The following is an 18,363-nucleotide window of genomic DNA, read 5'->3' as shown; positions in this document are numbered from 1 at the left end:
CCTACACGGGCCAAAAGCAGATTGCACGCAGCAAAGCACCAGGGATAAAAGACTTTACCAACATCCGGGGCACACGCAGTCACGCGCTGACAGAAGAAGAACGCCTGACCAATCGCCGCAAGTCAAGTGTGCGTGCCAAGGTTGAACATGCCTTCTGTATCATCAAGCGCCTGTTTGGATTTACCAAGGTCAGATATCGTGGGATGCAGAAGAACGCGCACCGCTTGTTCGTCACTTGTGCACTGGCGAACTTGTTCATGGTTCGCAGGCGCTTGATGCGCATGCAAGGGGCATAGTGTGCCCAATGGGCGAGAAATCGCCCAAGAACTGATACAGATGGGGAAGATGTTCCCCAATTTGTGAAGATCATCATGTTCCTGCAACGCATTTCATGCTTTTGCCTGAACATGATTTTGAAATTGAAGAAAATTAGAACTTAATCAGACATTCCTTAAATATGCAGGAACAGAACAATACCTGTTCGACTATGTCGAAAACAAGGAAGACAATAATGCCCGCCTGATCTGGGTAGGTGATCTTGATCATGATGGAAAACTGGATTTCATCATCGATACCTCAAATCACTACAACGTCACAGAATTGCGGCTGTATTTGTCGGGGCAGGCAGCAAAAGGTGAGTTGTTGAAGCTGGTGGCCAGGCGTAAAAGTACCGGCTGCTAATCCAAATTGCTTATTCTTAAGTTACATTTGCTTACCTGTGTAACAATATTCATGTCTCCTTTTTAATGGCCTCATGCGTTGTTGGAGCATGAGTCACTGTTAAATTGAAGGAGAACAACATGGAATTAGTCAATACCAGCAAACGCATACACCCCTTGGTAGCAGGTGCCGCATGCTCAGTCATACTGGTGAGCCTGTTGGGTGCCGCTGCCCTGACAGGCGTATTGCCCAGTTCCCACAGTACCGCATCATCTGGCAATGAGATTGTGCCTGCCATGAGCAATAACGCCAATGCGATGAATCCCGCAGGTAATACTGCCATGCCGCTTGCCAATAACGGTAATCAGCCTGCAGCTAATTATGCAAACACGCAGTATGCTAATCCTCAGTATGCAAATACTGCGCAAAATAATTATCCTGCACCTGTACAAGCTCCAGCCAGGGTTGCACAGAGCAGCAGCCATCATCAGCCAGTTAGAAATTATCAAACACAGCCTGCCCAGGCAAAGAACAGCCCGGTTGGTATCGGTGTTGGTGCCGTGATCGGTGGCCTGGTCGGTAGCCAGATCGGTAATGGCAATGGCCGCACGCTGGCAACTATCGCCGGTGCAGTTGGTGGCGGTTATGTTGGTAATGAAGTTGCAAAAAGAAATCCATAACGGGATTTGGGGATTACAGGATTGTAAGTAATCCATGATAAGAACGGAGTGCCAGCTTGATATCTGGCACTCCGTTTTAATTTAACGTGTATTGGTTTTAACGCGCATTCGTCGTATTCATCAGCGAACGCAACAAGTCGGCAGCAATACCTTTGTTAGACCAGGTTTGCGACAAATCCAGATCACCGTTGGTACTGACGATGATGAGTATATTCTGGTTTTGCAAATCCACCAGATTCAAGATGCGTACACCAGCTATCCAGCCCTGACGCTCAACTATCATGGCTGTAGCGCCATCGTCACTGGCTTTGAATGGATAAGACCAGACACCTATCGCACCGCCGACATTATTCGGCTTGACCATCTCGTCGCAGCTTTTGGCAGACAGATATTTACCACGCATGAAGGTCAGGTCAAATGCATACAAGTCACGCAGAGTACCAAAGCTGCCACCAGCAGGACCATAACTGGCAAAGTTCACCGCAGGCTCAGGTTTGCCACCCAGCGTGCCATGGATATGGGTTTTGACGTCTGGCTGGGCCGCAGTGTAATAGCCTACGTTTTGCATGCCAGCCGGGCTGAAGATGCGTTGTTGCAGCAGGCTTGAAAAGCTTTGCTTGTTGATCTTTTCCAGTAAAGCACCGAGCACAATGTAATCACAATTGTTATAGTCGAATTTGCTGCCTGGTGTGGCATTGGATGGCCCGGCGCACAGGCCAGTGGCAAATTTCTGGATATCATCACCGCTATTGGCATCCATCATGTGGACGGCGGGATTGACCATCTCATTGTAAAGACCAGAGTAATGCGTCAGCAATTGGCGCAGGGTGGCTCCGCGCGCCTGTACATTGGGGTAGTCGGGCCAGTAATGTCCCAATGTCTGATCCAGTTGCAGCTTACCCGCTTCTACTTCCTGCATGATCAGAATCGCAGTCATTTGCTTGGTGATGGAGGCATAGCGAAAAGTTTGTTTGGTATCAGTGATATTGCCAAAACTTTTTTCCAGCAAGACCTTGTCGCCACGCGCCGCAAATACCAGACCTTGAAAGCCAGTATTTTTGAGGTTTTTGGCTGCCTCTTCAAGCGTAGGAATAGCTTTGGCAGGTGCAGCATGACTGACTGGACTTAGTAAACTGCTTGCGGCAATGGTGAGAGTGGTAAAAATAGCAAGATGGCGATGAAGGTAAGACATATTGTGCTCCGGTACATTAGTCAAGCAGATGCTCTGGCCTGAATATTAACAAAAGTTTAGCCTTGGTGATGTGCGTTTAGCCTCAGGCTATAATGCCGCACTATGAATCTATTAAGAACCCTTGCCTCCATCAGTGGCATGACCATGTTGTCGCGGATTACCGGGCTGGTACGTGACGTATTGATTGCTACCCGTTTCGGGGCCGACGCCTATACCGATATATTCAATATCGCTTTCCGCATTCCCAATTTGTTGCGACGCATGTTTGCCGAAGGCGCGTTCTCGCAAGCCTTTGTGCCTATCCTGGCTGAATACAAGAACAATAAGGGTGATGAAGCTACCAAGAAATTGATTGATCATGTCTCTACCGTCATGACATGGGTCTTGGTGTTGACTTGTATACTGGGCATCGCTGGCGCGCCGATTTTGCTTTATTTTTTTGCAGAAGGTTATAAAGACAAGCCACAGATTTTTGACATGGCGGTGGTGATGACCCGCATCATGTTCCCCTATATCGGCTTCATGTCCATGGTGGCGCTGGCGGGCGGGATATTGAATACCTGGCGTGAATTCAAGGTGCCTGCCTTTACGCCGGTTTTATACAATCTGTCTTCGATAGCCGGTTCGTTGTTCCTGGCACCTTATCTTGAAAAACCAATTTATGCGTTGGCTATTGCCGTTTTTATTGGTGGCGTTTTGCAACTGGTGGCGCAGGTACCCTCATTAATCAGGGTAGGCATGCTGCCGACGATTAGCTGGCGTGTAGGTACAGCCTGGCAGGACGAGGGCTTACGCCGCATCATGCGCAATATGGTGCCCGCCATACTGGCGGTATCGGCAACCCAGATCAGCATCGCCATCAATACCAGCCTGGCATCCAAACTTGCGCCGGGCAGTGTAACCTGGCTGGCGAATGCAGACAGGCTGATGGAGTTTCCAACGGCTTTACTGGGCGTAGCGCTAGGTACCATCCTTCTGCCTGGTCTTTCCAAGGCACATACTGATGGGGATACGGTCGAATATTCCGCCTTGCTGGACTGGGGCTTGCGCCTGACTTTTTTGCTGGCCTTGCCTGCTGCAGTCGGCCTGGCAACCATACCAGATGCGCTGACATCTACCCTGTATCATCACAATAAATACGATGGACATGCCGTGCAAATGACATCCAATGCCCTGATTGCCTATGGTATTGGTTTGCTCGGGCTCATCGTTGTCAAGATTCTGGCGCCGGGTTTTTACGGTAAGCAGGATATACGCACACCTGTAAAAATCGCTGTGGCTGTCATGCTGGTGACACAGGCATTGAACTATGTGTTCGTACCTTATCTGGCCCATGCAGGTCTGGCCTTGTCTGTCGGTCTGGGTGCCTGCGTGAATGCGATTTTCTTGTACACAGGCTTGCGCAAACGCGGTATCTATCAGCCGCAAAAGGGTTGGTTGATGTTCCTTGTTAAACTCTTTGCTGCACTGGTATTGATGGCTGGTGTGGCCTTGTGGACTTCAGCACAATTCGATTGGTTAGGCATGCGCCATACTCCTGTCTTGCGTGCTGCCTACCTGGCTCTGGTGCTGTTGGCTTGTGCCAGCACCTATTTTGCTGCATTGGCGCTCATGGGTTTCAGGCCCAGGGATTTCAAGAAAGTAACCAGGGTCTGATCCCTTAGCCCTCTGCTTGACGCAGTGTCAACCGCGATCATCCTTACCTGACATAGTCATCATTGTTGCCCGGCTGCCGGCTGATTAAAATGCCTCCAGCCGGTCAGCTAAACCAGTGCATTCCCAGTGCATTATGCAGATAGATTCATGCATGGTTTTCTTGCCGGATTCAATGAATCCTATTTGCCATGAGAGAGTTGAACCATGTCTGACAACCACGCACTGATTACAGATGCTGAAGCCCCGCCGAAAAAATCCTGGTTACTAAAAATTATGGGATGGTTAGTATCGATCACAATTTTGATTGTTGTTGCCCAATTCATTGCTGGCTTAAAAAGCGATCAAAAAACCAAATTTTTTAACGAATCACGAGGTCTGGCTGAGACTGCCTGTGGCAGTGATGCTGTCTGTCTGGATGCAGTGAAATCCAAATTTGAGGTCTGCCTGGAGCTGCACTCAGAATCGCATAAGACAGGTAAATTCGGCCGCAAATACACTTTGCATAAAGAAGAATTTTTAAGCTGCATGAAGTAGTTGAAGATCCAATTTTGTCTTGGATGAGCCTTCGCCAACTTTTAATGTTTGATCTGAAATTTGATTAGGATAGCAAAATCCGGGTCACAAAAGAATCAGCAAGATGATTGAAGAATGAGGCTAATTCCGTACAATTTCTCCTATATACACCCGATAATGCACAGATCAGGAAACTGATATTGAAGAGTCAGAAAGAACTCACTATTGCGGCATTCACAATCTAAAAAGCGTGGTATTTGTGAGCATCCAGCACCTGACTTCACCTTTTTTCTGTGGATGTTTATTATCGATGGAGACAAGGGGAATAAGGGAATGAAAAAAATCATATTGGCAGGGCTCATGTATGGCATGGCAGCGGCAAGCAGCGCAGCCACTTACTACGTTTCACCGACTGGCAATGATGCAGCGGCGGGGACCAAAGCAGCACCATGGAAATCCATAGCGCGCGCCCAGACTGCAGCAGTTGCAGGCGATACAGTGTATTTCAGAGGTGGTAACTACAACTACACGGCAGGCATCAACACCTGTGCGACCCGCACTGACATCGTCAATGCGATTACTCTCGACAAGAGTGGTAGTTCTGGTAGCCCGATTCGTTATTGGGCTTATCCTGGTGAGACACCGGTATTCGATTTTTCACAAATGAGAGACGATTGCCGCGTCAAAGCCTTCAATGTGGTGGCCAACTGGGTGCATTTGAAAGGGCTGGAAGTCACAGGTGCGCCACAACAACCCGGCAATCGTCTGAACCATGAATCATGGGCAGTATGGCTCAACGGCAGCAATAATACCTTTGAACAGTTGAATACCCATCACAATATGGGGCCTGGCCTGTTCATCCAGAATGGTGGTAACAACCTTGTTCTCAATAGTGATTCCCACCACAACTACGACCCTTATACCTCGAATGGCGCAGGCCAGAGTGCGGATGGTTTTGGTGCCCACATCAAGGCGGGCAACCCTGGCAATGTATTCCGTGGTTGCCGTGCTTGGGCCAATTCAGATGATGGCTTTGATCTCATTAATGCTTACTCACCCGTGTTGATAGAAAATTCCTGGACCTGGTCGCAAGGCTATTTGCCAGGCACTACCACACCAGTGACTGCCGGTAATGGCAATGGTTTCAAGCTGGGTGGTTATGGTGGTGTGTATGTATCGAATGCCGTCAAACATACGATACGTTACTCGGTTGCCTTCAATAACAAGGCGGCAGGTTTTTACGCCAATCATCATCCGATTGCGAATGACTTCTACAACAACACCAGCTACGGTAACAACAGCGATTTCAACATGCTGGGCATAGATGAAAATGGCAATGCGGTGAACCTCGGTAACCTGCGTAACAACATCGCATTTGGTGGGACGCTGGTATCAAATATGACGGGTGCCAATGATCAGTTTAACTCATGGAATCTCGCAGTAACGGTTTCATCAGCTGACTTCCAAAGCATATCCACCACTGGCTGGGATGCTCCACGTCAGGCCGATGGCAGTCTGCCTGTACTGAACAAGTTCCGTCTGGTTTCTGGTAGCGACCTGATCAACAAAGGCACTAACGTTGGCCTGCCTTTCAACGGCTCTGCACCAGACCTGGGGGCGTTTGAAAACTGATAGATCTCATCATAACTAGGATGAGTGCGAACAAGACGATTTGGGATGCAGTGCAAGGCGTAACGCGAAGCTAAGGCTCATTCCTTAGCGAGGACGAGGTAATAAACTTTACGCTGCAATGCGCCTAAATCGTCAGTTTCCGACGGGTTTGCCTCATAACGAGTGCTGGACTGCGTTATGAGGCAAACGCATCTCACGCTATTTATGAAATGAGTTCTACTATTTGTGCAACGATGGCTCGTTTTCTCTGTTCTTGCAATTGGTCGGTAAATACCCTTCCCACTTCCACGGCGTATATACATCCTGTATCACCAATGCCAGCAGCTCTTTGAAGATACCATCGCCATTAGAGCTGTTGCTCATGATGACTACACCAGTTTTTTGTTCGTCGAATACTACGGAATGGTTTTCCCAGCCGTCATCATGGCCTTCCTTGAAATAGGCTTTGCCATAAGGTGTTTGAAAAATACCCCAGCCCAGGCCATAAGCCAGTTGTATGTGCTTATTCTCATCTGTTGATGCAGTCGACAGGGTGGGGAACTGGCTGGGTGTGGTGATGGCAATCTGCGGTGCCAGCATGATGGTTTTTGCTTCTTTGCTGATGATGCTTGCCTGCATGATGCCTTGTATGAAGCGTGCATAATCATTCAGAGTCGTATCCATGGAGCCTGCAGCATTCACTTTTTTTCTTTTTACATGGCCCAGTGTTTTTTCTTTTTCATCGTGACCGACCGCCAGGTTGTCATTGAAACGGTCTTGCCATTGCATGCTGGTGTTATGCATGGCCAGTGGATTGAAAATGCGTTCCTGGATTAATGTATCTACACTTTTTTGCGTGACGGTTTCAACGACGAATTGCGCCAGATTGATGCCTTCGCCTGAATAGGCATATCTGCTGCCAGGAGTAAATTTAATCTCCAGTTTTTTGCCAGGATTGAGCCAGCGGAAATTGGCAAAGCCTGCAGTATGGTTCAGCAGCATGCGCAGTGTGATTGCCAGATAGCGCGGGTCATCTGCGAGATCGCGGTAGTTGTCATAGTCTGGCAAGGGCTTGGGCAGATATTGTTGTATCGGCAGGTCCGGATCAAACACACCTTCTGCCGCAAGTTGCGCCACCAGGGTGGCGAACACGGCCTTGGTGAAGGATGCGCCGTACATGACGGTGTCTGTGGTCAGTGGCAGTAGTTTCTCTTTATCGCGGAAACCAAAGCTCCTGGTATAAACAATCTTGTTGTCATTGAGAATGGCGACATTTAAACCGGTGACACAAGAGTCCGCCATCATGTTGCTGAGCTTGTCTTCTATTGTTCGCGAAGAAATGCTGGAGCCGTCAAGCCGCTTGATGATGACGGGTTGCGCCAGTGTAGTGATGCTGGCGGCAAGTAATATAGAGAGCATCATGAAGCTGGTTAATGCATTTCGCCACATGATGCAGTTCTCCCTTTAGAAGATTTTTGCTGCTGTCATGTTTTAAGGCTACCCTTAAAACATGAACGATTTCACCAGATTCAAATCCCCGATCTTGCGCAATGGGATGACAAAGCTTTCGCGTTTTTCTCTGGCAGTATTTTCATAGAATACCAGGGTCACACGGGTAGTGATGATGGGTTGCTTGCGCTGGCCTTCATCGAAGTTATAGCCACCTGCGCCATAGTTGCCCCAATAGTTGACGAACACATGGTAAGCGCCATGCTTGGGGGCGATCGTCGTGAACATCTCTGGCCCCGGGCCATCGACGCTATCTACATCGAGGCCACCGCCACCATTCAGTATCGGCGCTGCAAAGAAGGCGTGCTGGCCATCGGGCGTGATGATATGCAGATCAACTTCTGCCTCAGGCGCATCCCACGAGCAGATGATGCGTAGCTGTGGAGACAGTTGCTGGGTATTGGCTTCGTAATATTGCACGCGTTGCAGGCTCTTGCCGTCTGGCCCCTTGATTTCTATATTGTTGGAACCGCTGCCAAAGGCATAGTGGCGTTCAAAGCGGCCATCTGTGCCGTAATTGAGCACCATGGGATTGCCATTGACAATGAGGGTATGCTTGCGCTGTTTGCCCGCATCACGGATATGGCCTTCGATGAGGGTGCGGTTTTTTTGCGTGCCACGGTCTATCGGCGGCAAGGGATAGGATGCGCGAGTATCGCTGGATTTATCAGTCAGGCCGCCATAGTTCCAGCCGCCGCGGGGGCTGTTGATGGTGGGCTGGTCTTCAGCTACACAATTGGCGGCAGCAACGAACAGGGCGCATGCCAGCAGGGCAGGTTTCATCATTGTTTGCATGATCATTACGGATAGGTAAAGGATTTAACCAGGGTCAGCTCACCAGGTTTGCGCATAGGCACCTGAAAGCTTTGCTGCTTCTCGGCCAGCGTGCCTTCCTGGCTGATGATGGCAACTCTGGCGATAGTCAGTTTTTTGTCGTCGCCGCCACTGCCATAGTAATTGACATAGACATGATAGGTACCTTTCGGCGGAGCCGTACTGGCATAAATCTCAGGGCCATAGCCAGTGGTGACATCAACATCGAGTGCGCCGCCATTGTCAACCACGCGATTGCCGTAGAACACATGCTGACCATCCGGTGAGACTACATGCAGGTCCAGGTCAGTACCATCACTGTCCCAGGACAAGACTACGCGCAGGCGTGGGTTTGGGCGGCTGGTATTGGTGTCATAAAACTGTACGCGTTTGACTTCAGTGCCATCGGGGCTGCGCACTTCTACATTATTCGAGCCGGAACTGAAAGAGTAAGGGCGGGAGAACTCGCCACTTTCACCAATAGCCAGGGGCATGGCGGCACCGTTGACAATAAGCTTGCCAGGTTTTTTCTTGTTGCTGGTGCTGATACGGCCCTTGATCAAGGCCATTTCGCTTTGCCCTTCAGTATTGACCGAGGACGCAGGGTAGTGCACAGGCTGTTTAAAGCCAGAGGCTTCGCCACCGCTATTACGCCAGCCGCCGCGCGGCAGTTCTATCGTGGCGTCTGCTGATGCACTTAATTGAAAGCCAGCAAGCAGGCTACCTGCGATGCATATGATGAGTCGCTTTTGGTAAAACTTGATCATGTTGTTCCTTCTATGAGACGGCGTGCCAGTTTTTCTACATAGTCTTCATTGGCGCCGTTCGGATGAAATCGTAAAGCGAGATGCAGGTATTCATGGGCGAGGGTGATGCGCTCGTCCAGGCTGCGCCAGCCGCGGGCGTAGATGCGCATGCGCTTCTGGTCAGAGTAGGGATTGCCGCTTGCCAGCGAGCAGATGGCTGGCGGGGCATCTGGTTGTTCAAAACCGGGCTCACGACGCAAGATGTTTTGCCATTTGCTGCTGGCACTGGTAGTCGTCAACCAGGTTTGCGCTGCTGCCAGTGGTTTGCAATCAGACTTGCCGTTGAAGCTGGCGATGCTGGCTTGCGGATAACTGGTGGCCAGGATGCGTTCAAAATTCCAGCCCTGGTTTGCCTGCTTTGTCGCTTCTTTCAATGACATGCGGTTGTTGCTTGCGCTGTCATTGTGATAGCGAATGTTAGCACCTTGCAATATCAGGTCATCCGTGAACCAGGCCGCTGCCAAGGCAGCATCGGTGGGTGCATTGGCGCTGACGCGCTGGCGGGTAGTGCTGTCGGCGATACGCCAGCAGCCATGATCAAGAGCAGCGTTTTGTACCAGATAGCTACGTGCCGCAATCGCGAGGCTGCGGGCGGCCTGTATATTGCTGGCGTCACCCTCGCGGTCTATGACACGGGCGACATAATCATTGATGCTGACGCGCCCAGTGATTTGTGGAGCCATGCCTGGGGTGCGTTGCAGTGTCAGGCTGCCATTGCTGTTGATGTCCAGGCTATTGCCGTTGGCGAATTGCAGCCTGTATTTGCCGGACAGTGTTCCCGCACGCGCAGGAGCGTTTGTTGCAGATGCAGTTGCAGACAATACTTCGCGCAGCGGATAGCGCGCAAAAAAATCCACATCCACGCAATGTGCTTCATCACCGACATTGTCAATATTATTGATGCCCACCCAGCGTGGTGCAGGCAGGGTAGTTGCCAGTGCACTGGCCCAGGTAGTCAGCGTAGAGCGGCTGGAACCACGGGCACCAAACCAGAATGGCGTGCCATCTGCCAGCCAGCCTGCTGCGCCACCAAAGGCGCTGTTGTCAGGCAAATGCCAGGAATAGGTTTTGTAACGTATGCCTGTGCCCAGTTGCGCCCAGGCTTCGCGGCCATAGCCCTGTACCGCTGTTTCCAGCAAGGCTGTGCGTGCGGCAGCGCGAGCTTGTGGTGAGAACTTGCTCAGGGTTTCCAGTAAGTCTTTTACGCTGATCTGGGTGTCGGGCTGTAATTGTGCTGTGCGCTGCAGCCAGTTGGCATCGCTACGGGTTTGCCAGTAACTTTTCCAAGCCTTGTCATTGACACCTAAGCGCGCTGGTGAAAAATAGGGGGCGCAGGAGCGTGCCAGGGCAGAGTCGCGTTCTACCTGCTCACCAGGTTCGCAGCAATACAGGTCTTCGTTTTTTTCCTGTTCTTCACGCACATTCTTGCGTAAATCCTTTTTTGCTGTGCAGGTATAAGCAGCTTCCTGCACACGATTGTCTTGCAGGTAGGCGTAGACAAATAACTTCCACATGCTACCCATAGGTATCTTTTGTTCTGTGATTTTGTCATCCTGAGAATTCAGGGAGCGCACTTCCACTTGGCCATCACGCAGCCATGCGACGGTGGCCGGGCTGGCTGTATCTGCGGCATGAGTAATTTGCGCAGATGCAGCCAGCGTGGTTACAGTCGCGCTGGCAAGCATGATGGTGCTGATCGCTTTGCGGGCAGGATCAGCGGATTTCCATAAACGCACGTGGCTTGTCCTCAAAGGCTTTCTGGTCTGGCTGGTACATGCGGTAGTAGCGTGCTGGTGGCAGGGCGAACTTGCCGGTTTGCGCTGCGCGGACCAGATGACGTATCACGACCTGGCCATCCAGCGCATCCACTGGCACGGCATAGCCGCGTGGTGTTTGCTCATAGCGCGCACGTTCCATGGCTTCCATGTCTTTGCCACCAGGGTAACGCAGGCTGATACCCCAGGTAGAGCGGTCAGCCGAGGTGCCTGGTGGCAAAGGCACTTCAACTATGCCAAAGTTCAGCTCAGGGCCAGATGTGCGTGTGAGTACCACTTCATCCAGATAGACTTCATCTGTCTTCAGTGCAGCACCGTCACCCAGCAATTCCAGCTTGAAGCCAGCCTTGCCAGCAACTGCTGGTGGTGTCACTGCACCTTTGCTGGCGGCAACAGGTGCAACAACAGCTTCTGGTACCAGACGATAAATACGGCGTTCCACTTTTACTGGCAAGCTGGATTTTTCTGGTTCACGGCTGTCGAACTGGGCAATGGCAATCATGCCTGCGCTTGGGTTGGAAACCATTTTGATCACAGATGGGTTTGGTGTCGCGGCTGTGCTATTCCAGCGATACACGCTTTGACCTGTAATGGTTTCGCGTGGCGACCAGCCAGCTTCCAGCTCTACCTTGGCCATATTATTGCGCAACAAAGGATCGTTGCTGCCAGACTTGCCACCGAGAGCGCGGTAAGTCCACAGCAGGCTCAGGGCGCGGTCTATGGTCGGCGATTCTGATCTGACACGTTCGAGCACGGCCGCAGCATCACTGGCAGGGCGTTTGCCTGTCAGTATCAGCAAGGCTTCACCCAAAGGCAGGTCAGCCTGGTGTACGCGGGCTGCGGCTTCTGGCAAGGTCGTGACGGTAATGCCAGTCAGGTTGCCTTTGCTTTGCTGCACTACATAGGCAGCCAGCAAGGTGCTCATGGCGTGTTGTACATCATCATCCTTGTTGGCAAAGATCATGCTGTTCATGCCTGAACGTGGGGTGATCACGACAGGTTTGGCAAATGCACCTTTGGCACCGAGTTCTTCACTGAGGGCTTCGGCCATGGATTTTACCGGCAAGCCCATGTCCTGCATCCAGTACAGCATCAGGGCGCGCTGCCAATGTGATTGCTTGACACCATCCTTGCGGTAGACATCATTCAGGCGGTCAAAATGACCTTCAGGCAGTGACAGTTTCAAGGCGCGGCTGGCATGCCAGTCAGCATAGTAGGCATAGGTGGTCAGCAGGGCATCGCCATCTTTTTCTGGCACAGTCCACCAGCCAAAAGTCGCGTTTGGCCCGGCCATTTGCGCCAGACGGAAGCGGTAGCTGTACAGCCTTTGTGTCAATTGTGCTGTCAGTCTTTCTTCACTAGGCAAGGTTGATTGCAGGGCCAGGCTGTAAGGGATGAGGCGGCTGGAGGTTTGTTCGACGCAACCATATGGGTAGTCGATCAAATCATCCATCAAACGGCGGAACTGTGTGCTGGCACTGTCGGCAAATTGCAGTTGCAGGTTGCTGGCGTCAGCCGGCAGTTTCAAGACTGTTTCCTTGCCAGTCACGGGTACGCTGACCGAGTGCTGGCTCAGCCAATGCACAGGAATAACTTTCAGAGGCACATTCAACGCATCAACAGTCTTGCCGCCAACAGCCAGTGACAGGTCTATCTTGTTGTCCAAGCCATTGGCTTTCAAAGGTACCGAGATAAAATTCGCACCTGGTTTCAGCTTCAGGCTTTCTTGCTTGTTGATACCGGAACCAGTGATGTTCAGGCTGGCACTGGCATCCTGGTTGCCCTGATTAAAGATGGCAACGCTGGCATTAGGAGTATCCTGCACGCGCATCCAGTTCGGGCTGGTCCATTTCACATAAAAGTCTTTGTCTGAACGTACGTAGGCGATGTTCTGACCTACATTGCCACCAGCTTCGGTCGCACGCACGGTAATGCGCCAGCGTGTCAGAGAGTCAGGCATGGTGAAAGTCAAACGGGCACGGCCAGCAGCATCCGTGGTGACGCTTGGTTGCCACAGGGCGGTATCCTTGTCTTCACGGCGAGGTCTTTCCAATACCTTGATGGCGCGCTCATGGGTTTGCCCGTTGGCTGGCAAGGCCAGCTTGGACGGTGGCACGGCCAGGTCATACGCGATAAAACTCAGGCTGGCAGAAGTGCGCACATTATTACGGCGCGGATGATAGAAGAAGTCAGAAATATCGGGTGCAATTTCAGGTTGCAACACATAAATCATTTCATCAACAACACCTACAGTGAGTTGGCTGCCTGCGGCTGGCTTGCCATCGACCATGGCAGTCAGGTCCAGCGTGACTTTGTCACCTGGTGCATAGACTGCCTTGTCAGCTTTGACCGCCACATTGATGCGTGGCTGCTCGACTTTTAAACCCAGGTTCTGGAATACATAATCAGCGCCTTTGACATACACAACAGACAGCGTGATGTTGGGACCATAGGTATCCTGCACAGGCAGTTCTACTTTCCATTGCATGGGTGACAAACGTTTGGCACTGAGCCAGCCGCTGGCATTACTCATGAGCGCCGTTTTTTCTACCTTGTCTCGCTCCAGCGTGAACAGCGCCTGATCGACTTGCTGCGGGAAGGTGATCAGTGCACTGGCAGTTTCACCTGGCTTGTAGCTGGTCTTGTCAAACACCATTTCTATCGAACCCTGTGGTGCACTGACGCCAGCACCACTGACGTAATGGGAAGTCGCACCGAGGATATTGCCTGCTGCATCACGTACAGACAGGGTATAGGTACCAGGCTCAGCAAAAGCCAGTGTCAATTTGCTGGCGTTGGCGAGCTTGCCGTTTGATTTTTTCTGGTTTTCCAGCCTGACCCAGTCCCATGTTGCCGGGGCACTGACTGTGCTGACAGTATTGCCAGGTACAGGCAGGGCAGTCAGCGCAAAATTCATGTTTTCACCAACGGCAGAGAAGGCGCGGTCTGCCTTCAGGCTATAGGTGCCAGCGCTGCGTTCCACCAAAATTTCTTTAGTTGAACGTACGCGATAAGCGGCGCCATCAGTTGCCAGTACCGACAAAATATAGCGGCTGGGCTCAGTCGCTGCTGGCAATTTGAATTCAATAAAACCGCTGCTATCGGTAGTAAACGTGGTCGTGCTCATTTGTACCGGGAACTGGCCTGCGTAACCGAGGTCGCCTTCGACGATAGTCAGGCGCTGGGCGCGTACAGTCAGGTCTGCCTTGGCATTGACGACAGGTTTGCCATCAGGGTAAACCAATTGCAGTTTGCCCTTGATTTCTTCATTGGTTTTATAATCCTTTTTGCCTGGCATGACATTGATTTCAAAATGCGGCTTTTGGTATTCAGCAACGCGGAAGGCAGCGCCATAGCTATTGCCCTTGTAGCTGAAACGCAATTCATAGCCACCTGCGACGGCATTGTCTGGCAACTGGAATACCGTATCACCGCCAGACTGCGGTGTCATTTGCAGGGTTTGTGCCGCAACCGGGAAACCATTTGCATCAAATACCTGCAACTTCAATTCACCTGCGGTAATGGCTGTGGATTCGCGGGCAGACACAAAAGTACGACCCAAAAATTTCACATAGACAGTTTCACCAGGGCGGTACAGAGGACGGTCAGTCACCGCATACAGCTTGGTGTTATAGATTTCACTGTCGTAGTAATAATTTTCTGCGACGAACACGCCGCCTTTGCTGTCTTCGCCATACACATAAGTCTTCTCGGGGGCATCACGTTCAAAATTGACGATGCCGCTGGCATCTGTTGCGCCTGTACTCAGGATACCTGCGCCATCTGTCCACACTGTTTTTGCATCTGCCACAGCCTGGCTGGTGCGGCGGTCAGCCACCCAGACTAGCATTTGTTTGCTCGATACCTTGGTCACTGCGATAGAGTCAGAGACAAACACCAGGGTCACGGCGCGATAACTGCCGACCATGGCTTCGACCAGATACAGGCCAGGCTCTCTTTTACCCAGGGGTATGAGCACATTGCCTTTGGGCGACATGATGAATTCACTGCTGCTGCCATCCAGCTTGACGCCTTTTGGTGGTTGTATGGGTTGGGCGACATGTACAGGGTAGCGGAAGCTATCAACCAGGGTATGCGCCTTCAGTGGCTGGTACAGCGGGTTCATCTGTTGTGGTGTTGGTGCTTTGACCAGCGGGTGCAGGCGTGTTTCTGGTGCCTGGGTGGTCACTGCTTTTCTGGCATCGGATGAAAACAGCTTGCGCCACATGCGGCGTGAGGCATCCCACCAGTTATCCCAGGTACGTGCCAGCGCATCGGACACGCCTTTGCCCTTGTAGTTACCCTGGGCATCAATGCGGTGCAAATTCTTTTGCGCCTTTAAAAATTCCAGCGGGTCTTTGACCTTATAAACATAGACATCGACACCGCCTAGCTCAGAAATCTGGCCCATGTCCTGGGCTTCCAGCCGTACCATGGCAGTGTCGCCAGAGCCATAGGCTGCATCGCTGAGCAGGAAGAAAGACGAGCCACCACCGCCATCCTGTGCCAGGGCAGGTATGAAGAGCAGCATCGCGCACAGCGCTGTCAATAAAGTGAAATAACGGGATTGTTTGAATGTAGCTTTCATTGGGCGCTTTCAGGCGGACAAGAAATTGAGGCGATACACGCCAGCAAAATTGGGATTATCTTGGGTAGGGTGCCAGCGCGTGTCGCGCCAGGCTTGCAAGTCGCGCAGCTTGACTGCGCGCAGACCATTGTCAGTCGGCGTGACCGTGCCAGTGTGATAGGCGATGTAAGAATTCATCCACACCATCAGATGCTGGGCGTCGCCCTGATCATAGAACAGCAAGTCACCGGGGGATGCCAGATTGCAATCCTTGCCACGGAACCTGGCATTCTCCTGCACCATTTCTATGGCGCTGACATAGGCAGAGGTGCTACCGTCAGCCAGTCGCCATTGATGGCGTACTGATTGCGTGCCTTGATCAAGATCGATTTCTGGCGGCAGGGCAGTACCCAGCATGCCATTCGCCCGCTTCCATTTTTCATCATGCTCACGCAGGGATTCAGCCACCGCAAAACGCACCAGGCCGACGCAATCACGCTGTTGCCAGCGCGGTGTCGGGCCTGCAGTCAACTGGGCGGCGATAATGCGTGTCATCCAGGCGCGGCAACTGCGCGACTGGGCTGGTGTTAATGTTTGTGCAGCGGTTGATGCCGAGACGACAGGCGCGGTAGTTGTTCCAGCTTTGGCAGCATTTGCGGCAGGCAATGGCACAGCCGGTGCCGTGAGCTTATTGGCCAGCGCCAGCCTGTGCCAGCCCAGCATGGTGCTGGTGGCGAGCATGCCAGTTAGTACATGCCGGCGTTTCAATTGGATTTCTCCTTGCTGACCCATTCAACTTTTTGCCAGGCTTTGCCACTGGTCTGTGCCTTGCTCAGTTCCAGGCGTATTGGTGGGTAAGTCGCCAGGGCTTTGATGCGGGCAGGCAGATGCGTCTTTGCTGCTTCGAGGAAGCTGGCATCTTCAGGCTTGGCCAAGGCTGCATAGATTTCACGCTGTGCCATTTCTGACAAGGGGCGTGGTGTGATCAGACCCAGGGTGCTTTGCGTGCCAGATGTCTGGTCAGCTACGCTGGGGTTGCTGCGGGCGATGGTATCGACCACTTTTTCTACCAGGCCGCCGTCCGGTGAGAACACCACAAAGTCGCCACTGGCGGCCAGCGTAGCCATGCTCTTGGTATTGCGCCATAGTTTCTGATCGGGCTTGGCCTTAGTCGTGCCCTTGCCGGGTGCTGCCTGTTCACCGCTGGCAATCGCCCAGGTAGCCATGGCTTGCAAGGTAGCATCGCGGTTGGCGGTGTTCAAAGGTAGTTTGGTGATAAAGACAGGAGAATACAAATTCGATTCACGATACCAGCACGCCAGGCCTGGGCCAGACAACGGTGCCAATGCCTGCTCTGGCAACTTTGGTTTGGCATCAGCTTGTTTCAAGACAGTATTGACCATGCTCCAGTCAATTGGCACGGTGATACATGCGCTGGGGTTGGCTGGCGCAGCAGTCCACAGGGCAGGATCAAGCAACTGTGCTGACGAAGTTTTTTTGGAATCCAGCCAGACCGAGGTTGACCAGTTACCGCCGAAATCAAAGCGCATGCCCTTGAAGCCTGATACAAAAGCACCGTAACCCAGGGCCATCGTCGGGGCACCTATCGCCATCGTATGTTTTGCCGTGCCAGCAGCCTGGGCTGGTGCAGCGGCGATATTGTCGAGATCAAATTGCAGCGACAGCGCGCCATCATGTTCCAGCCAATTGGCAACGGCAGCACGGGCTTCTGTCACGACGCCGTTTTTGTCATCAAACAAAAGACCAGGGTCAGACAAGACCACGACGCGGTCACCCTGGCTGATCAACAGCAGGGTACGGCGTGGATTGACTTCCAGCGCCATGATCTGGGCCTTGCCATTGCTGGTGCTGATCTCGCCAGCCAGTTTGAGCTGGCCATCTTTCATCGCGACCTTGGCAGCTTCCTGCAAGGCTTTATTGAACAGGCCCATGCGCATGACGACGGCATAGTGGCGCAAGGCACCTTTGCCATCGCGCCAGAAAGCCACTTCTGCAGGCTCATTGAAAATGCTGGCATACAGCTTGTCTTGCCAATCGAGATCATGCTCGTAGGCAATACGTTTGACGGCACCATTCAAACCCAGGCGGTCTTCATTTTGTTCATAATAGAAGGCCAGGTCTTCAGTCAACACATCTTTGGCTATCGGCACTTGCAGCAAGTCGCGTGGCAGTTTCGACAGACTGGTGGTGCGTATCAAGGCATCTGGTTGGGATATATCCACCATGAGGCGGGTGCCAACATAGTGGTAATCCTTCCAGTGCTTGCTCATCTGGTAGGCAACAGCAGCAGCGGCAACTGTAACAACAGTACCGGTGACGATCCAAATACGACGCATGAATTCTCCCTCTGGGGTATGGCTTTTTTATTGCACGGATACTATCCAAAGCAAGCCTGCAAGACAATCGTTTGCGGCTGTCTATTTGGTAATTTTCTGTAAGCGTGCAGGTAAAGACTGCAACTGGCAATTGTGCCATGCATAGCCCTGGGAATTTATATTGTTGCAATATATTTTTGCAGACATGCCAGGCATGTTTCAGAGGGGGATAAACTGAAGGCGGG

General features: G+C 51.9%; 13 protein-coding genes. 5 read left to right on the top strand and 8 right to left on the bottom strand.

The window, feature by feature from the left end; genetic code table 11:
- The coding region (locus ACO0LL_RS12965) for a transposase (protein WP_422951274.1) at positions 1–296 on the top strand (296 nt) is incomplete at its 5' end.
- 504 nt (positions 297–800) lie between these two features.
- A complete protein-coding gene (locus ACO0LL_RS12960) occupies positions 801–1,340 on the top strand; it encodes a glycine zipper 2TM domain-containing protein (protein ID WP_422951273.1) in 540 nt (179 codons plus the stop codon).
- A gap of 97 nt (positions 1,341–1,437) precedes the next feature.
- Here the strand turns inward: ACO0LL_RS12960 and ACO0LL_RS12955 are convergent, their stop codons facing one another.
- Entirely contained in the window at positions 1,438–2,532 is a 1,095-nt protein-coding gene (locus ACO0LL_RS12955) for a serine hydrolase domain-containing protein (protein WP_422951272.1), read from the bottom strand.
- Between the two features lie 102 nt (positions 2,533–2,634).
- On the opposite strand from ACO0LL_RS12955, the gene murJ reads away from it, so the two are divergent.
- From murJ to ACO0LL_RS12940, 3 genes are all read left to right on the top strand, one after another.
- Positions 2,635–4,188, top strand: coding sequence for a murein biosynthesis integral membrane protein MurJ (gene murJ, locus ACO0LL_RS12950; protein WP_422951271.1), 1,554 nt, complete (start codon positions 2,635–2,637; stop codon positions 4,186–4,188).
- A gap of 204 nt (positions 4,189–4,392) precedes the next feature.
- Positions 4,393–4,722 carry a hypothetical protein gene (locus ACO0LL_RS12945; protein ID WP_422951270.1) on the top strand — a complete coding sequence of 110 codons (330 nt, stop codon included), beginning with the start codon at positions 4,393–4,395 and terminating at the stop codon, positions 4,720–4,722.
- Positions 4,723–5,034: 312 nt separating this feature from the next.
- Positions 5,035–6,333 (top strand): right-handed parallel beta-helix repeat-containing protein, encoded by a 1,299-nt coding sequence (locus ACO0LL_RS12940; RefSeq protein ID WP_422951269.1) that lies wholly within the window; start codon positions 5,035–5,037, stop codon positions 6,331–6,333.
- Between the two features lie 219 nt (positions 6,334–6,552).
- Here the strand turns inward: ACO0LL_RS12940 and ACO0LL_RS12935 are convergent, their stop codons facing one another.
- The 7 genes from ACO0LL_RS12935 to ACO0LL_RS12905 all read right to left on the bottom strand — a co-directional run bounded on the left by ACO0LL_RS12935 (position 6,553) and on the right by ACO0LL_RS12905 (position 18,139).
- Positions 6,553–7,734: a serine hydrolase domain-containing protein gene (locus tag ACO0LL_RS12935; RefSeq protein ID WP_422951268.1), complete on the bottom strand. Its 1,182-nt coding sequence runs from the start codon at positions 7,732–7,734 to the stop codon at positions 6,553–6,555.
- An 81-nt stretch (positions 7,735–7,815) separates the two neighbouring features.
- Positions 7,816–8,616 (bottom strand): YfaP family protein, encoded by an 801-nt coding sequence (locus tag ACO0LL_RS12930; protein WP_422951267.1) that lies wholly within the window; start codon positions 8,614–8,616, stop codon positions 7,816–7,818.
- A gap of 5 nt (positions 8,617–8,621) precedes the next feature.
- The gene (locus ACO0LL_RS12925) at positions 8,622–9,401 is read right to left on the bottom strand and encodes a YfaP family protein (RefSeq protein ID WP_422951266.1); all 780 of its coding nucleotides are present in this window, start codon (positions 9,399–9,401) and stop codon (positions 8,622–8,624) included.
- Entirely contained in the window at positions 9,398–11,176 is a 1,779-nt protein-coding gene (locus tag ACO0LL_RS12920) for a DUF2300 domain-containing protein (RefSeq protein WP_422951265.1), read from the bottom strand. The genes ACO0LL_RS12925 and ACO0LL_RS12920 overlap by 4 nt, the downstream gene beginning before the upstream one ends.
- A complete protein-coding gene (locus ACO0LL_RS12915; protein ID WP_422951264.1) occupies positions 11,154–15,803 on the bottom strand; it encodes an alpha-2-macroglobulin family protein in 4,650 nt (1,549 codons plus the stop codon). The genes ACO0LL_RS12920 and ACO0LL_RS12915 overlap by 23 nt, the downstream gene beginning before the upstream one ends.
- A 9-nt stretch (positions 15,804–15,812) precedes the next feature.
- Positions 15,813–16,550 carry a DUF1175 family protein gene (locus ACO0LL_RS12910; RefSeq protein WP_422951263.1) on the bottom strand — a complete coding sequence of 246 codons (738 nt, stop codon included), beginning with the start codon at positions 16,548–16,550 and terminating at the stop codon, positions 15,813–15,815.
- Entirely contained in the window at positions 16,547–18,139 is a 1,593-nt protein-coding gene (locus ACO0LL_RS12905; protein WP_422951262.1) for a DUF2138 family protein, read from the bottom strand. Before ACO0LL_RS12905 ends, ACO0LL_RS12910 begins: the two co-directional genes overlap by 4 nt.
- Between the last annotated feature and the right edge of the window lie 224 nt (positions 18,140–18,363).

Source organism: Undibacterium sp. TC4M20W, from assembly GCF_049340245.1.
In the GTDB taxonomy this organism is placed as follows: Bacteria; Pseudomonadota; Gammaproteobacteria; order Burkholderiales; family Burkholderiaceae_D; genus Undibacterium.
This window is presented reverse-complemented; position numbering and strand designations above follow the sequence as displayed.